Origin of the sequence: Marinitoga sp. 1197 (assembly GCF_001021165.1) — a bacterium.
Lineage (GTDB): Bacteria > Thermotogota > Thermotogae > Petrotogales > Petrotogaceae > Marinitoga.
In genome coordinates, this window is sequence record NZ_AZAY01000007.1 from 15,552 (window position 1) to 35,657 (window position 20,106).

Sequence of the window (20,106 nt, forward strand, 5' to 3'; positions counted from 1 at the left end):
CCCATTGGGGGATTTTGTTTTTATCCTTTTACTGCACCAGCTGTTAAACCAGCAACGATTTTCTTCTGGAAAATCAATACCAATATTACCAGCGGTAAGGTAACAATAACTGCAGCCGCCATTAATTGACCCCATGGAAGTTCATAGAATGTTTTTCCTGAAAACATAGCAATTGCAACTGGAACAGTATATTTTTCCGGCAATTGCATAAAAGTTAATGCAAATAAAAATTCATTCCATGCAGCTATGAATGTTAAAAGTCCTGTTGTAACAAGACCTGGTGCAGATAGTGGAATTATAATCCTCCACAAAGTCATAAATTTTGAGCATCCATCAATTGCTGCAGATTCTTCAATTGAAATAGGAATCTCTTTAAAGAAATTATGTAATATCCATGTTGTTAATGGCAGGTTTAAGGCAATATATGGTAAAATCAGCCCTGGATATGTATTTATTAATTTCATGCTTCTTAATATTTGGAATAATGCTCCCAATATTGAAACTTGAGGAAACATACTTACAGCAAGTATCATAGACATTATAGCAACTTTTCCAGGTATTTTTAATCTTGCTACAGCATATCCGGCAAATGCACCAAATATTAAAGAAAGAATTGTTGTAGCTCCTGCAACTATTACAGAGTTTAATATATTCTGGTAAAAAGGTCTTTCAGTAAATACCAATATATAATTTTTAAAAGTAGGATTCTTTGGGAATAATTTAATGCTTCTGGAGAATAATTCGGAATTTGGTGTAATGGATGATGAAATAGCATAATAAAATGGGAAAATATAAAAAATAAGCATAATGATTACTAAAATATATAAAATAAAAGCACTTATCCTTTTTTTGGTCTTATAAGATTTTATCATATACAAGTCCTCCTTTAGATCAATCCAGGGATTAATCAAAGCGTAAATTTAATGATTTGATATAAACTATAGCAAAAATGCTTATTAATAAAAATATTACAACAGATATCGATGAACCATACCCGAACCATGCACCAGTAAATGCTCTATCCATTAAAATATGTCTGTTATAGACTGCAAGAGTTTCAACGGCTTTGTTCATAATATAGAAAATATCAAAAACTCTTAAAGCATCTAATGTTCTGAAAATAAGGGCTACGGCGATTGTAGGTTTTAATATTGGTAAAGTTATTTTGGTAAATTGCTTCCATCCTGAAGCACCATCTATTCTTGCTGCTTCATATAATTCGGATGGAATTGTCTGTAAGCCAGCTAACAATAATAAAGCCATAAATGGTGCTGTCTTCCATACATCAACAGCTAAAATAGCAAACATAGAAGACCATTTATCGCTTAAAATTGGAGTTCCAGGAGCTAAAAAACCTAATTTATATAATATTTGTGATATAATGCCATACTGATCATTATACATCCATTTCCACATTTGTGAAGATACTGAGGTTGGAACAGCCCAGGGTATTAATATAGCAGCCCTTACCAATCCTCTTAAAGCAAAATCGGCATTTAAAATTAAAGCTGTTATCAATCCAAGAAGAAACTCCAATGAAACAGAAATTGCCGTAAATATTAAAGTATTTATTAAACTCGTCATAAACCTTGTATCATTTAACAATCTAATATAATTATCAAATCCTATAAATCTTTTTGGAATACCTGGTCTTAAGCCAAAAGAAAAGAAACTATCCCAGAAAGTTTTTAATAAGGGGAAAAAAGCTGTAATGAAAATGGCTATCATTGCTGGAGTAATTAACCAGAATCCCAACCATAGTTCTTTCTTTTTATATCGTACTTTAATTTTTGCACTCAAGTATATCCCTCCTATTAAAACCACATTAAAATTTTAACCGGAGGATTTTTCCCCCGGTTAAAAATCAAAGGTTATTGTCCAATTATCATTTTTAATTCAGATTCTAAATCGTTTAAAGCTTTTTCTACACTCTTTTTTCCAAGTAAGAAATCATGTATATGTCTCTGAATTGCATCTGAAACTTCAGTGTATACAGGAGTAATAGGTCTTGGTTCTGCATTGATGAAGACATTGTATAATTCAACCATAAATGGAGCAGCTTCTTTTAATTTTGGATCAGAATAAACTGCTTTTCTTGTAGGATTTTGACCGGCATTTATTGCTTTATATAATTGTTGATCATAAGATGTTAAGAATTTAATGAATTTTTTAGCTGCTTCCTGTTCTGCTGGAGATGAATATGCGTTAATTGCAAGCATCCATCCACCTAATGTTGCAGAATGTCTTCCTCCTTCTATATCTCCTTTTGGTAATGGAGCAACTCCTATTTTACCAGCGATTTTTGATTGTTTAGAATCGTTTGCCAATGACCATACGTATGGCCAGTTTCTTAAAAATACAGATTCGCCATTCTGGAAAGGTCTTCTTGTTTCTTCTTCCATATATGTTAAAACTCCTTTTGGAGCAACGCCGTCGTCAATAAAGCTCTTTAACATAGTTAAAGCTTTTATCAATCTTTCATGATTATCTTTATCGCCAATGATTACTTTTCCATTTGCATCTAAGAAATCAGCACCATAAGAGTGTACAAATTCTGCAACATCACAAACTAAACCTTCATATCTGTTTAACTGGAATAACATTCCATTTATGTTCTCTTTTGAAGCAATGTCAGCAGCAACTGTTTTTAATTCTTTCCATGTTTGTGGAACATCATAACCGTACTTTTTCAATAAATCTTTTCTGTAATATAACAATCCTGCATCTGTAAACCAAGGAATTGCAACAATTTTCCCTTGAACAGTACCTGATTTAACTGTTCCTGGTAAAAATTTATCTAATTCAAAGTAATCATAATCCTTTGTTAAATCTAAAACAAATGGTGCAAATTCTGCTGGCCATATAACATCAATCATCAAAATATCAGGATCTGATGTCATAGCTCCAAGATATGTAACGTATAAATCATGTCTTGCTGTAGAACTATTTGGCATAGGTAACAGTTGAACTTCTATGTCCGGGTAAATTTTGTTAAATGCTTTAATTTGATTCATTAATACCTCTAACTCTTTACCCACTGCACCAGCTGCCATGGTGATTTTTACACTCATACCAATAACTGTCATTAAAATAACAAGAGATAATACCAGAATCTTTTTCATGCTCACACCCTCCCTTTCTTTACGCAACCGTTTTCATTAATTTAAATAAACAAATTCATTTCAATTATAACAGTTTTTTTAAAAAAATTGAAATCCACATGTGGAAAGTATATGAATGAAAAACAGATTAAATCAAAGAAAAAATAAAATAATTAATATTAATAATATTTAATTATCAAAAATCACCAACGACACTAAATTCTATTTTATCTTTAAATGTGTCTTTTGTATCATCATAATATTTTGTATATAACATGAATAAACCATTTGATATAGGATAACCTATCGATATTTCTGCTGTTGTATTCTCGCCCAATAAGTTATTTAATTCTTCTAAGTTTTTCATAGGTTTATAATATTTTCCGACAATTATCAAAGGGAATTGTTCTGAAGGTATTTTGGCATATAAAGAACCATTTAATTCAGGATTTGATATTTCAAATTTTGTAGATAAGTCATAATTTAATCTTGCAGAAGCTTTTAATAATGAACCAAGATTTATTTGTAATTCTCCAATTCCACCTAATCTCGTATCAGAATAGGATAATAATTCATTATATTTTGTATTATCTTCAAGATAATTTTCATAGTTTTCATTTACAAAACCAAGTTTATAATATGGCATTTGTAATACAACTGGCAAGGCTTTTAATGTGATAATTCCAAGATTTAATATTCCTCCAGCACCAGCACCATATCCTTCAACCGTTGTTGAATCAAATGTTGATTTTATATAACCAGCTTCACCACCAAATTTTAGGATTCCACCACCTAAATATGCCGAAACACTACCTAATAAATCATCTCTTAATGGTTCTACTTCGTTTTTTGACATAGTTTTTCCGGCAAAAGTTTCTATATTTATAAAACCTAATTTTGTTTTTAATATACCGTAGTATAAATAACCACTCTGGCTATATTCAAATGGCATAATTGCATCAAGTGAATATGGAATATGAATAATAGTTTCTGAAGTTTGGGTGATTAACCCAAGATCAAGAGAATTTTGATAATTGTTTGTGTAATTGTACATTAGCATTCCCAATCCAACTGTTTTAGGAAATGAAAATCCATATTTAAAATACAAAGGTCCCATTCTTAATTTTAATAGATTAATAGTCAAACCACTTAATACATCCGTTTTTTCTGTACCTGGTTTTCCATAATATAGGTTTCCGCCTATTTCTGTTTGATATGCATTTAATCCAAGACCTATGCCGAAATTTTGTGTTTCAAAAACGCCCGTAATAGAGTAAGTCAAATAATCCTGATTATTTACAGTTACAGTGTTGAAATAAGGTCTTACATAAAATGAAGCGAAAGTTGAAATAACTAATAGCAGCACAATAGTAAATACAAATACTTTTTTCATATTAATCCCTCCTCTATGGATTTTAAATTTTGAGCAGCATTTTCTGGTGAAACAGGATTTATAAAGAAACCGGAACCCCATTCAAAACCGGCTGCGTTGGTTAATCTCGGTATAATTTCTAAATGCCAGTGATAATAAGAATTATTAATATTTTCAAATGGTGATGTGTGTATCATATAATTATAAGATATATTCCCCAATAGAATATTTAATCTTAATAATGTATTTTTAAGTATTTCAGCAAAATTCTTGACTTCAGAAACAACAAGATTTCCAAAATTTGAGTTATGATTTTTTTGTATTATCCATGTTTCATATGGAAACCGCGGTGCAAAAGGTTCAAAAGAAATAAAATCATCGTTTTCTTCTATAATCCTTATATTTTCTTCTTTTTCCTGTTGAATAATTGAACAAAATATACAGTTGTTTTTTATGTTAAAATAATTTTTAGCACCTTTTATTTCTTCTTCTATGAAAATAGGAATTATTGGTGTTGCGATTAATTGAGAATGAGGATGTTGTAATGAAGCACCTGCAGTAGTTCCATAATTTTTAAATATCTGGACATACTTTATCTTCTTATCTTTTTTTATTGCATTAAATCTTTTCAAATAAGCCCATATTATTTCTTCAACCTCATAATATTCCATATATGCTATAGTGGTGTTGTGGATAGGTGTTTCTATTATAACTTCATGATATCCATAACCTTCTACAGAATAATATAATCCATTTTTTTTTAAAACAGGTATTTTTTCTTGTGTTACAGCCGGAAATTTATTAGGAACAACGCGCAACCACCAATTTTCATCATTTGGTTTTGAATTTTCTGGTTTAAACGCCAGTATTTCCGGTGGAGTTAAATTTTCTTTTCCTTTATCAAATGGACAGAAATTAGATTGAGTTTCTTTTATAAATATCTTATCTATCGGTCGATTGGATCTTTCTTCAGAAATAATAACCCATCTGTTTATTATAGGATCTTTTCTATATTCAGGCATAATTGCCTCCTAATATCTTTTTTTAGCTAATGCTCTATTATATAAACGCAAATATTCATCTGCTGATTTTTCCCATGAAAAATTTTCACTCATGGTATTGAATATAAGTTTATTCCAGCATTCCTTGTTTCTTTTATACGTATGAATGGCTTTCAATGTTTTTACAAGCAAATCAGATGATGAATAATTATAAAAACCAAATCCTGTACCTAAAAGTTTTTCGCATGAGAATTCTTTTACTGTATCTGCTAATCCACCAGTATATCTTACTATTGGAATTGTTCCATATCTCATTGCATACATCTGACCCAATCCACAGGGTTCATATTTAGAAGGCATAATAAACATATCGCTTCCAGCGTATATTAATTGAGCTAATTCTTTATCAAATTTTAAATTAATTGATAAGTTTTTACTATACCTATTTTGAAAACTATTTAGTAAATCCTCATAACGTTTTTCCCCTGTTCCAAGAATAATTATCTGTATATTAAACAGTGTCAGATAATCTAAAATTTCTGTTATTAAATCTATACCTTTTTGCTCAACAACCCGACCTATAAAACTTATTACAGGTATATCCTCATCTATAGGAAGATTTAATTTATCCTGAAGATATGTTTTGTTTTTCATTTTATTTTTTAAATTGTTTTTACTATAATTATAAGGTATTAAAGGATCTGTTTCTGGATTGAATAGGTTATAGTCAATGCCATTTAAAATTCCATATAAATCATCATTTCTTACCTTTAAAACGCCATCTAATTTGTATCCATATTCTTCAGTTTGAATCTCTTCAGCATATGTTTTGCTCACAGTATTTATTATATCGCTGAAAAGAATTCCACCTTTTAAAAAATTAATCTGTCCAAAAAATTCCAAAGCGTCTATATTATAAAGATAACCAGGTAGTCCGGCAATACTCAATATTTCTGGAGAAAAAATCCCCTGATATCCCAGATTGTGTATTGTTAATATGGTAGAAATTTTTGAGAGTATATTATCATCTCTGTAATTGTTTTTTAGATATACAGGGATTAAAGCAGTTTGCCAATCATTAATATGCAAAATATCAGTATCAGGTAGATAATTTTTTATAAAAGCAAGAACACTATCTGAAAAATATGAAGTTTGATGATCTTTATTGGGATATTCATAAATTTCTTCCGTGGAAAAAAGATTGTTATTTTTTATGAAATATATTGGAACATCGGTTTCTGGAAGATATGATTTATAAACAGAAAATGGATACTTAAAAGAATGACTGATAGGATATAATTCTTCCGCTATCTTTTCGAGGGTTAAATTGTATTTTTTTATATTCTTTTCAACTATTTTATGAAAAGGCATGATTACATTTATTTTATCGACTTTATTTTTCAAAAACTTTGGCAATGTTCCAACGACATCGGCTAATCCACCAACCTTTGCAAATGGATCAACCTCATATGATACCAGCAAAACATTCATCCATATCACCACCTTTATTAAAAAATCTATTTGAAAATTATTTCTTCATTTTATATGGTGTGTCATGAGTGAAAATGATATAATCAGATTTTTCAGCCCATTCTTTTACAATTTCTGCTACCTTATCTGTTCTCAAATTTCTCATAATATCATAAAAATCTATTTTTGTCATACATATATCACCTGGTAAAAATAAATTTCCCATATTTTCTGTTTTTATAAAAAGAGAAACATGTTCTTTTGAGTGATATGGGGTGTAAATTATTTTTATTGTTTCAAATAGAGTTTCATTTCCTTTAAATGTTTCAACCCTACCATTCCATGAATCGATCATTTGCTGATATGCCTTACCGATTAAAGGACCGAATTTTTTATAATCTTTTCCTTTATAATTTTCATGAATTCTTATTGTAGCTTTTGGAAAGAAAATTGAATTGTATGCATGGTCAAGATGAACATGAGTTAATACTATATCGGTTATTTCTTCTGGTGAGATATTTAAGTTATTTTCAATATCTTGAATTGTATGAATATGACCTGGATCTATTAAAACCTTTCTTTTATCATCTTCCAGTAAAAATACGGAAGAAAAAGTGCCATGAACTCTTCCTGTTATTGTTAATAACCCGCCGTCTAAAATGATTTTAAAATTCATTCAATTACCTCCTTAAGATTCTTCATAAATTCCATCATATTCGATATTGTTTTTATCCAATATAGTAGATACTGTGTTAACATCCTTTAAGGATAATTTTATGGATAACATTCGTCTTTGACTATTTATTTTACATGTTGTCATGGATAAAATATTTAAATTATTATTGCTGAATACTTCAACAATCTTTTGTAGTTCACCCGGTTTGTCATCCAGGGTAAGTATAACTTTTGTACCGATTTCATCAAGGGCTGTAATATTTACCATAGCCCTGATGAGTTCTTGAAAACCAAATAATCCAACGGGTTTCATATCATAGTCTACAACAGGCAATACTTTATAATTCGTTTCAAGCATTGTTAGTAATACATCTTCAACTAAATCATCTTCATATAGGAAATCTTCTATTGGGTCAAATATATCAATAAGAAAATCATCGCTGTTATATTCCTGTAGAATAGCCATATCCCCACGATAGATGGATGAAAAAAGTGTTCCATTTTTTCGAAGAATAAGAACAATTTCATCATCTTTTTCAAAAAATTTTTTAATAGCATCATCTACAGTATTTGTACTTTGTAAAGTTTCAAATTTATTTTTCATCCACAATTTCACATACATAAATATCCTCCTTTATTCTTTTAATTATATTATACACCAAAAATAATAAATTTTGTGCTATAATTGGAATAACAGTAAATTTAAATATTATGGGGTGGTAATATGGAAAGAATAGGCGTTATTGTGGATTCCGGTTGTGATGTGCCCAAAAGCATTTTGAATGAATATAATAATATAAGTGTTGTTCCATTAAGAACAATTATAAACGGTAAAGAATATGACGAAGATTCTTTTGAAGAAAAATTTTTGTTTGAACATCTGGAAGAAAAAATTACAACATCTTTACCTAAACCAGAAAATATTAGATCAGCTATAGAAAATATGATTGAAAAAGGCTATAATAAAATAATAACGTTGAATATTTCAAAAAAGTTGAGCGGAACATTTAATTTATTTAAAATGATTTCAGATGGTATAAAAAGGGATAATAAAGATATTAAAATTGAAAATATTGATACGCTAAATATTTCTATTGGTTCCGCTTTAATAGTTATTAAAGCATTGGAATATATAAAAGAACAAAAAGGATTTAAAGAAATTATAGATTTAATAAATAATGATATAAAAAACGCAACTGTATTTTATATCGTTCCAACATTAAAATATCTGGCTCGTGGTGGCAGAATAGGAAAGGTATCTGCTATGTTAGGTCAAATTATGAATGTTAAACCTATAATATCTGTTAATGAAGAAGGGGTCTATTATACTGTATCAAAAATTAGAGGAATGAGTAAATCTTTAGAAGCGTTATATAAAGAGGTATTAAAATTTATAAATAATCAAAAATTTATAGCAGGTGTTGTAATTAGTGGAAACAATGAAAAAGTTAAAAGAATGCAAGAAGATTTAATATTAAGACTGAAAAATTTAGATGTTATAAAAATTTTTAAAAGTAAGGTGTCAAGCACGCTATCTGTTCATACTGGTCCAGATTTAATAGGAATTGGAGTATTAAGAATAGGAGGTTGATAGTATGGAAAATGTTGGTATTATAGTGGATTCTGGAACAGATTTGCCAGAAGATATTATTGAAAAATACAATATAAAGGTAGTTCCTTTAAGAATAATAATAAATGATAAAGAGTATGAAGAGGGAAGTATAAGTGAAGAATTTTTATTACAGAGGCTTGAGGATAGTGATGTGAAAACATCATTACCAAAACCTGAAGCAATAATAAAAGCTGTTGAAGAATTTATTGAAAAAGGGATAAACAAAATAATGACATTTAATATTTCTGGTAGTATGAGTGGAACATATAATCTATTTAAATTAACTTCAGAGTCATTAAAAAGTAAGTATCCAGAATTACAAATAGAAAATATCGATACTTTAAATATTTCAATTGGTGCAGGATTAGTAGCTTATCAGTCTATACGAATGCTTGAAGAAGGAAAAACTTTTGAAGAAGTTGCTGATTGGGCAAAAAATAATGCTAAAAAATCTAAAATATTTTTTATAATACCAAGTTTAAAATATCTTGCAAAAGGCGGTAGAATTGGAAGAGTTTCGGCGAAAATAGGCGAAATGCTAAATATTAAACCTATTATTTCAAATAGTGATGATGGAATATACTATACAGTATCGAAAGTTAGGGGATTAAAAAAAGCATATAATAAAGTGTATGATGAATTCTTGAAGTTTGTTAAAGAAAATGAGTATTTAGCTGCTGTTTATATAAGTGGAGTTTCAAAAGAAGTAGAAAAATTACAAAGTGAATTCTATGAAAAAATAAATCACTTAGAACATTCAATAGAAGTTTTTGTAGGAAAACTTTCGAGTACTTTAACAATACATGCAGGTCCAGATATGTTTGGAATAGGTGCATTAATAGTAGAATGAGGAGAAAACATGAATAATGTTCCATTATATGAAAAATTAAGGCCAAAGAAATTAGAAAATGTTTTAGGAAATGAAAAATTAAAGAATATGTTGAATACATGGATTAGTAATAATAAAATCAAATCGTTTGTAATTTATGGTCCTCCTGGATCTGGTAAAACTACATTAATATCTGCTTTTTTAAACGAATTAAATAAAAGCTTTTATGAAATTTATACGATTTCTGGAGCGCTTGAAGGCTCGAAAACATTAAAAAAAATTATATCGAGCACTCAATCAACGCTTTTTAATAAACAAACAATTCTGTTTGTAGATGAAATTCATCGATTGAATAAAAAAGAGCAGGATGTTTTATTGCTTCATGTTGAAAAGGGAGATTTGATTTTAATTGGGTCAACAACAGAAAATCCGTCTTTTGCCATAAATCCAGCTTTGCTTTCGAGAATATTGATTTTTGAGATTTCAACGTTATCAGAACATGAAATAAAAATATTGCTGGATAAAATAAAAAGAATATATCCGCATATACATTTTTCAAAAGGATTAAATAAAATTTTAAAAGATTTTTTTTCTTATGATATTAGAAGAATTATAAACACAATAGAAGCATTGATAGATATGGGAATAAATGAAATAAATGCGAAATCATTTAAAGAAGTACTGCCTGTTTTTGGATATTCAAAGGAAGATAAGTATGATATAATTTCAGCTTTTATAAAAAGTATAAGAGGAAGTGATCCGGATGCTGCAGTGTTTTATCTTGCATATATGCTTGAAAATGGAGAAGATCCTTTATATATAGCAAGAAGATTGATAATTTTAGCTTCAGAAGATATAGGGCTTGCAGATCCCATGGCTTTAAATATAGCAGTTTCAGCTTTTCTTGCAACAAAAGAAATAGGATACCCTGAATGTTTGTATCCTCTAACGGAAGCAACAATATATTTATCGGCTGTTCCAAAATCAAATTCAACGCTTGAATCATATAATAAGGCAAAAATATATATTGATAAAAAAATTGATATTCCAATGAAATTAAGAAATCCTGTAACTAAGTTTATGAAAAATAAAGAGTATGGAAAAAACTACAAATATCCTCATGATTTCGGAGGATTTATAAAAGAAACATATTTACCAGAAAATATAAGGAATATCCAGTTTTATAATCCAAAAAATATAGGTTTTGAAAACAAAATAAAACAAAGATTAAAAAAGTTATGGGAGGAGTTTAAAAACTATTAGGTGTTTTTATTAACATTTATTTCCTGTAATAACTCAATTTTATAGTCTTCTAACACTTTGAAAATAATTTTTTTATTGTATAATAGAATGTCTATTGTATCACCAATTTTAACCTCATAAGAAGGTTTTAAATTTTTACCATTCTTTTGTATTTTTCCAGATTTAGCTAATTCGTTTGCAATAGTTCTTCTTTTTATTATTCTATGTGTTTTTAAAAATTTATCAAGGCGCATATTAAACCTCCATGAAATTTTTTTCATAATTATAAATTAAAAACCTTTCTTAATACTTGACATAGTACCTTAAAACAATTATAATATATTTAGCTAAAATTTTTAGTTACAATAAAATAAATTAATCATAAATTATGAGGTGATAGAGTTGTCTGAGCCAGTTCTTATAGTAGAAAACTTAAAAACTTATTTTGACATAGCCGAAGGAACGGTAAAAGCAGTGAATGGTGTATCTTTTACATTGGATAAAAATGAATCTCTTGGAGTTGTTGGGGAAACCGGTTCTGGAAAAAGTGTAACAATGAAAACTATTATGGGGCTTATAAAAAAACCAGGATACATTCCAGAGGGGAAAATTTTATTTCATACAGATGAATTTAGTAAAGATGGGAAAAAAGAGTATATAGATTTAACAAAATTACCGTTACATCAATTTACAAGAATTAGAGGAAGACACATAGCGATGATTTTTCAGGATCCAATGACATCTTTAAATCCTATGTATACTGTTGCAGATCAAATGATAGAAACAATAATGTATCATCAGAATGTTTCTGAATTAGAAGCCAGAAAAAGAGCTGTCGATTTATTAAAAAAAGTTGGTATTCCAAATGCAGATAAAAGAATTGACGATTACCCTTTTCAATTTTCTGGAGGACAAAGACAGAGGATAGTTATTGCTATTGGGCTTTCATGTAATCCTGAATTATTAATAGCAGATGAACCCACAACAGCTCTTGATGTTACTATACAGGCTCAAATTTTAGAATTAATGAAAGATTTACAAAAAGAGTTCAATACTGCTATGATATATATAACACATGATTTATCAGTTGTAGCAGAGATAGCAGATAAGGTTATGGTTATGTATGGTGGTATGCAAATGGAAATGGCTGATGTAAATACTATATTTGAAAAACCAATTCATCCATATACCAATATGCTTCTTAATTGTATTCCAAGGCATGACGCTAAAAAAGAGGATCTGGAACCAATACCTGGACAACCTCCTATTATGCTTGATCCTCCTAATTTGTGTCCATTTTTACCAAGATGTCCAAAAGCAACAGATAGATGTAAAAAAGAACTTTCAGAATTCAAAGAAATCGAACCAGGGCACTTTGTTAGATGCTGGAATCCTATATTGGACACAAGAACGGAGGGAGATAAATAATGCTTTTAAGAGTAAATGATTTAAAAAAATATTTCCCCATAAAACATGGGTTTATAATTGAAAAGACGGTTGGTTATGTTAAAGCTGTTGATGGTGTTACTTTTTCACTTGATAAAGGAGAAACATATGGCCTTGTTGGTGAATCAGGATGTGGAAAAACAACAATTGGAAAAACTATATTAAGATTATACAATCAAACAGATGGAGAAATATTTATAGATGATAAAGATACAAGTTATTTCTTTATGAAAAGAAGCGAGGCAAAAGACTACTTAAAAAAGCATTATATAGAAGTATTGCATAGTGAAATAAAAAAGAAATCACAGTCACAATTTTTAAAAGATTTACCTGATTATAAAAAGCCGTATTTCGAATTTTTAATAAAAAATGGAGAAAGCAAATTTATTGAATATATGCTTTCTGACATAAAGGAAAAAAGAATGCATTTTAGAAGAAAGGTTCAAATTGTATTCCAGGATCCAACATCATCATTAAATCCAAGAATGACTGTGGGAACTATTTTATCTGAACCACTATTGTTTCATGGCATAGCAAAAACTAAAAATGAAGCTTTTGATATAGTTAAAGAAATACTTGTAAATGTAGGTTTAAAGAAATATCACGTTGATAGATATCCTCATCAATTCTCTGGAGGACAAAGGCAAAGGATTGCTGTTGCAAGAGCAGCAATTTTAAAACCGGATTTAATAATTTTAGATGAGCCAACATCAGCGCTTGATGTATCCGTTCAGGCACAAATTATTAAGTTATTAAAGGATTTGCAAACAGAATTGAATGCAGGATATTTGTTTATTTCACATGATTTAGGAGTTGTTAGATTTATTTCTAATTATGTTGGCATAATGTATCTCGGAAGAATGGTTGAATACGGGGATTCAGAAGATATATTTGATAATTTTAAGCATCCATATACTGAAGCATTATTAAATGCAGCGCCAGTTCCAGATCCAAGAAAAAGAAGAGATAGAAAACAGTTTATTATAAAAGGACAGGTTCCATCGCCAATTAACAGACCAAAGGGATGTTTCTTTTCACCAAGATGTAAATATGCATTTGAACCATGTTCTAAAAAGTATCCACCATATTATGAAGTGGGAAATAATCATTATGTAGGATGTTATAAATTTGAATCAAAATCTTAACTTCAAGGGAGGGAGTAGCATGAAGAAAGTTTTAGTTTTATTGTTTGTTTTGGTTGCAGCATTAGCTGTGTTTGCCGAAGAAGTAGATTGGGCAATTGAAGACGTGGCAGGAAAACCCGGGGGAACATTATTTTTAACAACAACGTCAGGTCCAAAGACTATGAATCCTGCCTGGGCACAGGAAACATCTTCAACGGATATTATAGGATGGGTATTGGACACATTGGTACATTCTTCAAACAAAGGTCTTGCAGAATTACCAGGATTGGCAAAAGATTTTTCTGCTAAGGTTACAGAAGATGGAAAAACTATTTACACATATGTTTTAAGAAAAGGTTTAAAATGGTCTGATGGACAGCCATTAACAATTGATGATGTTATCTGGTCATTTGAAAAAGTATGGTTTGATGAAAATATGACTGCAAATGGTAATGCTGGATACATGGATTCAAATGATGAATTACCTCAAATAGTAAAGGTTGATGATTATACAGTTCAATTTGTTTATAATTCAAAATTTAGAAGGGGTCATGAATCAATAGGATGGACAGAAATTTTACCAAAACATATTTTGGAACCATATTATGAAGAAGGTAAATTCAAAGAAGCATGGTCATTAGCAGATATTGATAAAGTTGTATCATCTGGACCATTTGTTTTAAAACAATATAAAGAAGGCGTTAGAGTAGTTTTAGAAAAGAACCCATATTATTACAGAAAAGATAAAAATGGAGTTCAATTACCTTATTTAGATCAGATTGTTTATATTATCGTTAAAGATTTAAACACTGCAAGATTAAAGTTCGAAGCAGGCGAAACAGACATTTATTCGCCAACAGCTGAAGAATTCCCTGAAATCAGAGCTATGGCTGATGAAAAAGGTTGGGTAGTAAGACAGGGTGGTCCAAACTTAGGTTCACAGTTTGTTACATTTAACTTCAATGCAAAGGATCCTGTAAAGAGAAAATGGTTCAGAAATGATCATTTCAGAAGAGCAATTGCTTATGCTATAGATAAACAAACATTGATTGATGTATTATACAACGGTTTAGGAGCAGCATTATATGGACCAGTATCACCATCATCAGGATATTATAATCCAGAAGTTGAAAACTTAGGATTCAGATATTCATTGTCAAGAGCAAAAAGAGAACTTAAAAAAGGTGGATTTGTATTAAAAGGCGGAAAATTATATGATGCTGATGGAAATCAGGTTAAATTCGAATTAACTACAAATGCTGGTAACAACGTAAGGGAAGAAATAGGTAATATCGTTAAAGAAAACTTATCAAAATTAGGAATCGATGTTAACTTTGCACCAATGCAATTCAATGCATTAGTTGGAAAATTGGTAGCAACAGGTGATTGGGAAGCAATTATTATAGGCTTAACAGGCAGCGTAGATCCTGCATCAGGTTGGAATGTATGGAGATTAGATGGTGGATTACATTTCTGGAATTATTCACCAGAAGTTAAACCAAAGATGTTTGATGATGCATTAAAAGCAGATTATGTAGTTCCTGAATATGAAAAGAGAATAGATGAAATTATGAGATTACAAGTAAGTGCAGTTGACAAAGATGAATTACAAAAATTATTCGATGAATTCCAGATGTTAGTAGCAGAACATCAGGTATTGGTATACACTGTAGCACAAAATTACTTAATTGCTTACAAAAATACAGTTCATATCTTTAATCCAGAACCAAACCCAGCAGCAGGAGTATTGTGGAAAGCTTGGAATATCTGGAAAGATCAATAATATTTCAATTTTTAATTTAAAGGGAGTGGGGGAATGTGGAGTTTTCTCCACTCCTTTTTCAAATTAATGTGAGGAGGTTTTTTTAATGCTTAAGTATATCATCAGAAGGATAATACTGGCTATTCCAGTATTGCTTGGTGTTTCTATAGTATCATTTATGATAATCTCTCTTGCACCAGGTGATTTCTTAGATAGCTATAGGTTAAACCCGGCTGTAAGTGCTGATCAGGTTAAAAATTTAGAAAGACAGTTTGGTCTGGACAAATCACCTGTTGTTCAGTATTTTTTATGGTTAAAAAACATGTTGCAGGGTGAATGGGGACAATCATTTACCTATCAAATACCTGTTTGGGACTTAATCTGGAGAAGGGTTGGAGCGACCTTATTGCTCAGTATAACAACATTCATTTTTACCTGGGGGATAGGTATCCCGCTGGGTATATACGCTGCATTACATCAATATAGTCTTGGTGATCAAATTGTTGGAGTTATAGGATTTATAGGTTTATCTATACCAAACTTTTTCTTTGCTTTGCTATTTTTATTCTTTGCAGCAAGAACAGGTGGAAGAATCTTCCCAGTTGGTGGTTATATATCATTAAACTATGATACATTTCCAGCATGGAAAAAGGTTCTTGATATATTCTGGCATGTATTAGGACCCATGATTACACTTGGAACTTCTGGGTTGGCTGGAACAATGAGAATTATGAGAGGACAATTACTTGATGAATTGAAGCAAGATTACGTTGAATTTGCAAGAGCTAAAGGAATGCCAGAGAATGTGGTAATTTATAAACATGCTTTAAGAAATGCAATTAATCCAATAATAACAGCTCTGGGTTTTTCTATTTCTGGGCTTTTAGGTGGAGCAGTTTTAACAGAAAATGTTTTTGGATGGCCAGGAATGGGACAATTGATTATTGAAGCTTTATTACAACAGGATATATTTGTTATAATGGCTGATATAATGCTTGTATCCTTGATGCTTGTTATAGGTAATTTAATTGCCGACATATTACTTGCTGCAGTAGATCCAAGGGTACGTTTGAGATTAGGATAATGGAGGGAATATAATGGCTGAAAATAAAGAGATAAAACAGGAAAAGCAAGATGTTTTTGAGAAGCAATTTTTATCTACGCCACAATTGGTATGGAGAGCTTTAAAAAGACATAAGTTTGGTCTTATATCAATGTGGATTTTACTTATTTTATACATGCTCGCATTATTTGCAGATTTCCTGTCACCAATGGATTATAGGGTACAGCACATTCAATATAAATATGCACCTCCTATGAAGGTATTCTGGAAGGATGAAACTGGTGAATTTGTTGGACCTCATGTATATTTATATAAGAGAGTAAAAGATCCCGTTACTTTTCAGAGTGTCTTTAAAGAAGCTACATATTTTGATAATTTTAAGGTGTATGATGATTTAAATTTCGATACTGAAAAAGAAACTATAATAAAAATAGGCGAATATAATCCTGACTTTGAATCTACAATTACAAATTATCAGTTTGTTTTAAATTATAATACATATGCTATTACCCAGGATGGAAAAAAATATAAAATTTTAACTGAGACGAAAACAGAACCATTAATTACATTTGATGAATTGGGTATAAAAAATAAAACATTAAGAAAAAATGAAGAAGGCTTTTTGAATGTTGATCAGATTCCTTTGTTAAACGGTGAAGATGTTTTATTGAGTGTAGAAGATAGAGGAATAGCTTCAACTTTCTATTTTGTAGAAAATTACAAAACTAAATCAAAACTTTCAAGATATAATTTAAAACCAGAGGATATTAAAGAATTTAAAAAATACGTTTCACTTGAAGCAATAGAAGTTGAAACAGAAGATGATTTTTATGAATATTATCCAGAAAATTTTGAAGGGGTAAATTTCAAAAAATTTAATATAAAGTTCTTCACAAGAGGCTGGGAATATAAATGGCTTGGAATAATTCCTGGAAATATTCATCTATTTGGTGTGGAGAAGAGTAAAATGCCATTTTTAGCAGAAGATTATGCTTCAAAAGATGGAATAATATATTTATGGGGCGCAGATAAATTTGGTAGAGATATGATAAGTAGATTAGTTTTTGGAAGTAGAGTATCATTAACAATCGGGTTATTGGGTATTATGATAACATTTACAATCGGATTGATGTTAGGAGGTACAGCAGGATATTTTGGCGGATGGATAGATGAAGTTCTAATGAGATTTACAGAAATATTAATGTCAATTCCAAGTTTTTATTTGCTTGTTTCTTTAAGTGCGATTTTACCATCTGAATTATCACCATCTATAAAATATATCTTAATTATTGTAATTCTTTCATTTATTGGTTGGCCAGGTATGACAAGGGTTATAAGAGGTATGACTCTTGGTTTAAAAGAAACAGAATTTATACAAGCTGCAGTTGCACTTGGATATCCATCAAGAAGAATTATCTGGAAACATTTATTGCCAAATACTGCAACGTATGTTATTGTTTCAGCAACATTATCAATACCGGGATATATCCTTGGTGAAGCCGGTTTGAGTTTCCTTGGCCTTGGTATCAGGGAACCTTCAGCAAGTTGGGGATTAATGTTATCTCAGGCTCAAAATATTACAGCCTTAACTAATTATCCATGGCTATTATTACCAGGTTTGTTCATATTTATAACTGTTTTAGCATTCAATTTATTTGGTGATGCAATAAGAGACGCTCTGGATCCAAGAGCATTAGGTCATTAATATAAAAAAGATGATTCCATATGGAATCATCTTTTTTATATACTTTATAACTATATTTTTATTTTGTTTATGTTAAGAAAATTTGACTTTTTTAAAAAAAAGTGATATGATTATATTAGGGATCTTCCAAAGGAGGTGTTCTTATGGATTACAAACTATTTACTAAAAACATCGAGTTAACAGCTGCATTAGAAAACTATCTGGAAAAAAGAATGGAAAAAATTGATAGGGTTTTTAAAAAACATGACGATTTACTTATGAGCACAGATATTAGAGTTGAAAAAGAAAGAGAAATTTTTAAGGTTGAAATTACATCACATTTAAAATTTAAAGGTAGCATTTTAAAGGTTGAGGAGAGGGGCACGGATCTTTATGAAGTAATTGATAGGGTTTCAGATGCTTTTGAAAGAAAATTAAAAAAGTTCAAATCAAAATTGCAGAATCACGATGCACCTAATCCATTTAAAGAAATAAACAGTGATATTCTTGAAGAAGAAGAGGAAATATGGACAAAAATTAGTAAAAAAAAGCGTTTTGATTTAAATATGTATTCATTGGAAGAAGCAGTATTGCAACTGGAATTATTGGGTCATGAATTTTTTGTATTTAGAAACTCAGATTCAGAAGAAGTTAATGTTGTTTATAAAAGGAAAGATGGAAGTTTGGGGTTAATAGAATTTATAGGTTAATATAAATAAAGCGGGGAATTTCCCCGCTTATTTTATTAATAGAACATTGAATATCAGAATATTTAAATTTATTCAAAGAATAATTGATAGTATATTCCCATATAATTCACCTTCTGAAATATTATTTCTTAAATTTGTTATATTATAGTCTTTTTCATATATTGCTGGGACAAAAAAAGAGAGTGCAATAGTTATGTGATTAGTTTAAAATGAAATTACTGAAATGTGATATAATTCAAGTGTATAAAAATCAAAAAAAATTAAACCGATGTCCGCAGCAGCGCGAATATAGTTGTAGGCGTGTAACACCGGAGGTGAAGAGATGAGGAGATTCTGCACAAGTGGTCCTGTTGATAAAAAGACATGTTATTATGTGGAAAGACCTGATATAATGAAAGAAGCGCTTGATCATATAGAAAACTGGAGATACTTCACAGTATCAGCACCAAGACAAAGCGGAAAAACAACATTGTTAAAAGATATAGTTGAAAAAACAAAAGAAAAATATTTACCTATTTTTATATCTTTTGAAAGTTATGGAGAAAAAGGAAAAATTGAATTTTTAAGGACGTTTGTAAAGGATATAAATCGTTCATTAAAAGGTTTGTATGGTAAAACTATTGATTTAACTATACCAGGAAGTATAGATGATATAAGAAATTTAATTGAAGAGATAACAGAAAAAGAAGGAAAAGAAATAGTATTAATGATAGATGAATTTGAGAAATTTGAAAATTCAAAGTTAATGAATCAATTTTTACATGTGATAAGAAATATATATCATGATAGAAAAATATATGGGTTAAGAAGTGTAATATTAATAAGCGTAGGATATCTAAGCGGAATATTAGAAGATAATGCCAGTCCATTCAACATAGCAGAACATTTAGAAGTACCATACTTTACAAAAGAACAAGTATATGATTTACTTTCACAACATGAAAAAGAAACAGAACAAATATTCGAAGAAAAAGTAAAAGAATTAATATGGCATAACGCAGCAGGACAACCAGGA

19 protein-coding genes are annotated in these 20,106 nt (G+C 29.8%); 10 read left to right on the forward strand and 9 right to left on the reverse strand.

Translation table 11 applies throughout. The features are described from left to right. Nucleotides 1-20: 20 nt before the first annotated feature. The 8 genes from X275_RS02060 to X275_RS02095 form a co-directional block, all read right to left on the reverse strand. The gene (locus tag X275_RS02060; protein ID WP_047267302.1) at nucleotides 21-872 is read right to left on the reverse strand and encodes a carbohydrate ABC transporter permease; all 852 of its coding nucleotides are present in this window, start codon (nucleotides 870-872) and stop codon (nucleotides 21-23) included. Between the two features lie 31 nt (nucleotides 873-903). Continuing rightward, nucleotides 904-1,728 (reverse strand): carbohydrate ABC transporter permease, encoded by an 825-nt coding sequence (locus X275_RS02065; protein WP_047267322.1) that lies wholly within the window; start codon nucleotides 1,726-1,728, stop codon nucleotides 904-906. A gap of 143 nt (nucleotides 1,729-1,871) precedes the next feature. Further along, entirely contained in the window at nucleotides 1,872-3,122 is a 1,251-nt protein-coding gene (locus X275_RS02070) for an ABC transporter substrate-binding protein (RefSeq protein WP_047267303.1), read from the reverse strand. 175 nt (nucleotides 3,123-3,297) lie between these two features. Next, nucleotides 3,298-4,494, reverse strand: coding sequence for a hypothetical protein (locus tag X275_RS02075; protein ID WP_047267304.1), 1,197 nt, complete (start codon nucleotides 4,492-4,494; stop codon nucleotides 3,298-3,300). After that, nucleotides 4,491-5,495 carry a galactose-1-phosphate uridylyltransferase gene (gene galT, locus X275_RS02080; RefSeq protein ID WP_047267305.1) on the reverse strand — a complete coding sequence of 335 codons (1,005 nt, stop codon included), beginning with the start codon at nucleotides 5,493-5,495 and terminating at the stop codon, nucleotides 4,491-4,493. The genes X275_RS02075 and galT overlap by 4 nt, the downstream gene beginning before the upstream one ends. A 9-nt stretch (nucleotides 5,496-5,504) precedes the next feature. Next, on the reverse strand, nucleotides 5,505-6,965 hold the full coding sequence (locus X275_RS02085; protein ID WP_047267306.1) for a glycogen synthase: 1,461 nt from the start codon (nucleotides 6,963-6,965) through the stop codon (nucleotides 5,505-5,507). 37 nt (nucleotides 6,966-7,002) lie between these two features. Further along, entirely contained in the window at nucleotides 7,003-7,620 is a 618-nt protein-coding gene (locus tag X275_RS02090; protein WP_047267307.1) for an MBL fold metallo-hydrolase, read from the reverse strand. 12 nt (nucleotides 7,621-7,632) lie between these two features. After that, nucleotides 7,633-8,241, reverse strand: coding sequence for a CBS domain-containing protein (locus X275_RS02095; RefSeq protein WP_047267308.1), 609 nt, complete (start codon nucleotides 8,239-8,241; stop codon nucleotides 7,633-7,635). Nucleotides 8,242-8,343: 102 nt separating this feature from the next. Here X275_RS02095 and X275_RS02100 point away from each other — a divergent pair, with 102 nt between their 5' ends. Genes X275_RS02100 through X275_RS02110 form a run of 3 tightly spaced genes read left to right on the forward strand, consistent with a single transcriptional unit; the run spans nucleotide 8,344 to nucleotide 11,323 of the window. Continuing rightward, complete coding sequence (locus X275_RS02100) at nucleotides 8,344-9,210, forward strand: DegV family protein (protein ID WP_047267309.1); 867 nt, start codon at nucleotides 8,344-8,346, stop codon at nucleotides 9,208-9,210. Between the two features lie 4 nt (nucleotides 9,211-9,214). Continuing rightward, on the forward strand, nucleotides 9,215-10,081 hold the full coding sequence (locus X275_RS02105) for a DegV family protein (RefSeq protein WP_047267310.1): 867 nt from the start codon (nucleotides 9,215-9,217) through the stop codon (nucleotides 10,079-10,081). Nucleotides 10,082-10,090: 9 nt separating this feature from the next. Then, nucleotides 10,091-11,323, forward strand: coding sequence for a replication-associated recombination protein A (locus X275_RS02110; protein WP_047267311.1), 1,233 nt, complete (start codon nucleotides 10,091-10,093; stop codon nucleotides 11,321-11,323). On the opposite strand, the gene X275_RS02115 is transcribed toward X275_RS02110, so the two are convergent. Then, a complete protein-coding gene (locus X275_RS02115) occupies nucleotides 11,320-11,556 on the reverse strand; it encodes a S4 domain-containing protein (protein ID WP_047266007.1) in 237 nt (78 codons plus the stop codon). The two genes, X275_RS02110 and X275_RS02115, sit on opposite strands and share 4 nt — an antisense overlap. A 148-nt stretch (nucleotides 11,557-11,704) precedes the next feature. Between X275_RS02115 and X275_RS02120 the strand changes: the two genes are divergently transcribed. The 7 genes from X275_RS02120 to X275_RS02150 all read left to right on the forward strand — a co-directional run. Next, complete coding sequence (locus X275_RS02120; RefSeq protein WP_047267312.1) at nucleotides 11,705-12,730, forward strand: ABC transporter ATP-binding protein; 1,026 nt, start codon at nucleotides 11,705-11,707, stop codon at nucleotides 12,728-12,730. Then, nucleotides 12,730-13,893 carry an ABC transporter ATP-binding protein gene (locus X275_RS02125; RefSeq protein WP_047267313.1) on the forward strand — a complete coding sequence of 388 codons (1,164 nt, stop codon included), beginning with the start codon at nucleotides 12,730-12,732 and terminating at the stop codon, nucleotides 13,891-13,893. The genes X275_RS02120 and X275_RS02125 overlap by 1 nt, the downstream gene beginning before the upstream one ends. Before the next feature lie 19 nt (nucleotides 13,894-13,912). Beyond that, a complete protein-coding gene (locus X275_RS02130; RefSeq protein ID WP_047267314.1) occupies nucleotides 13,913-15,655 on the forward strand; it encodes an ABC transporter substrate-binding protein in 1,743 nt (580 codons plus the stop codon). Between the two features lie 85 nt (nucleotides 15,656-15,740). Beyond that, nucleotides 15,741-16,718: an ABC transporter permease gene (locus X275_RS02135; RefSeq protein WP_047267315.1), complete on the forward strand. Its 978-nt coding sequence runs from the start codon at nucleotides 15,741-15,743 to the stop codon at nucleotides 16,716-16,718. A gap of 13 nt (nucleotides 16,719-16,731) precedes the next feature. After that, nucleotides 16,732-18,402 carry an ABC transporter permease gene (locus X275_RS02140; RefSeq protein ID WP_047267316.1) on the forward strand — a complete coding sequence of 557 codons (1,671 nt, stop codon included), beginning with the start codon at nucleotides 16,732-16,734 and terminating at the stop codon, nucleotides 18,400-18,402. A 143-nt stretch (nucleotides 18,403-18,545) separates the two neighbouring features. Then, entirely contained in the window at nucleotides 18,546-19,091 is a 546-nt protein-coding gene (hpf, locus tag X275_RS02145; protein ID WP_047267317.1) for a ribosome hibernation-promoting factor, HPF/YfiA family, read from the forward strand. 322 nt (nucleotides 19,092-19,413) lie between these two features. Then, on the forward strand, nucleotides 19,414-20,106 hold a 693-nt coding region (locus X275_RS02150), incomplete at its 3' end, for an AAA-like domain-containing protein (protein ID WP_047267318.1).

Bases quoted from the DNA above. Each gene is read 5' to 3' on its own strand.
- X275_RS02090 (WP_047267307.1), bottom strand. From the start codon at position 7,620: ATGAATTTTAAAATCATTTTAGACGGCGGGTTATTAACAATAACAGGA.
- X275_RS02100 (WP_047267309.1), top strand. From the start codon at position 8,344: ATGGAAAGAATAGGCGTTATTGTGGATTCCGGTTGTGATGTGCCCAAA.
- X275_RS02125 (WP_047267313.1), top strand. From the start codon at position 12,730: ATGCTTTTAAGAGTAAATGATTTAAAAAAATATTTCCCCATAAAACAT.
- X275_RS02095 (WP_047267308.1), bottom strand. From the start codon at position 8,241: ATGTATGTGAAATTGTGGATGAAAAATAAATTTGAAACTTTACAAAGT.
- X275_RS02105 (WP_047267310.1), top strand. From the start codon at position 9,215: ATGGAAAATGTTGGTATTATAGTGGATTCTGGAACAGATTTGCCAGAA.
- X275_RS02075 (WP_047267304.1), bottom strand. From the start codon at position 4,494: ATGAAAAAAGTATTTGTATTTACTATTGTGCTGCTATTAGTTATTTCA.
- X275_RS02135 (WP_047267315.1), top strand. From the start codon at position 15,741: ATGCTTAAGTATATCATCAGAAGGATAATACTGGCTATTCCAGTATTG.
- X275_RS02115 (WP_047266007.1), bottom strand. From the start codon at position 11,556: ATGCGCCTTGATAAATTTTTAAAAACACATAGAATAATAAAAAGAAGA.
- X275_RS02060 (WP_047267302.1), bottom strand. From the start codon at position 872: ATGATAAAATCTTATAAGACCAAAAAAAGGATAAGTGCTTTTATTTTA.
- X275_RS02070 (WP_047267303.1), bottom strand. From the start codon at position 3,122: ATGAAAAAGATTCTGGTATTATCTCTTGTTATTTTAATGACAGTTATT.
- X275_RS02140 (WP_047267316.1), top strand. From the start codon at position 16,732: ATGGCTGAAAATAAAGAGATAAAACAGGAAAAGCAAGATGTTTTTGAG.
- X275_RS02085 (WP_047267306.1), bottom strand. From the start codon at position 6,965: ATGAATGTTTTGCTGGTATCATATGAGGTTGATCCATTTGCAAAGGTT.
- X275_RS02110 (WP_047267311.1), top strand. From the start codon at position 10,091: ATGAATAATGTTCCATTATATGAAAAATTAAGGCCAAAGAAATTAGAA.
- hpf (WP_047267317.1), top strand. From the start codon at position 18,546: ATGGATTACAAACTATTTACTAAAAACATCGAGTTAACAGCTGCATTA.
- galT (WP_047267305.1), bottom strand. From the start codon at position 5,495: ATGCCTGAATATAGAAAAGATCCTATAATAAACAGATGGGTTATTATT.
- X275_RS02065 (WP_047267322.1), bottom strand. From the start codon at position 1,728: ATGATAGCCATTTTCATTACAGCTTTTTTCCCCTTATTAAAAACTTTC.
- X275_RS02130 (WP_047267314.1), top strand. From the start codon at position 13,913: ATGAAGAAAGTTTTAGTTTTATTGTTTGTTTTGGTTGCAGCATTAGCT.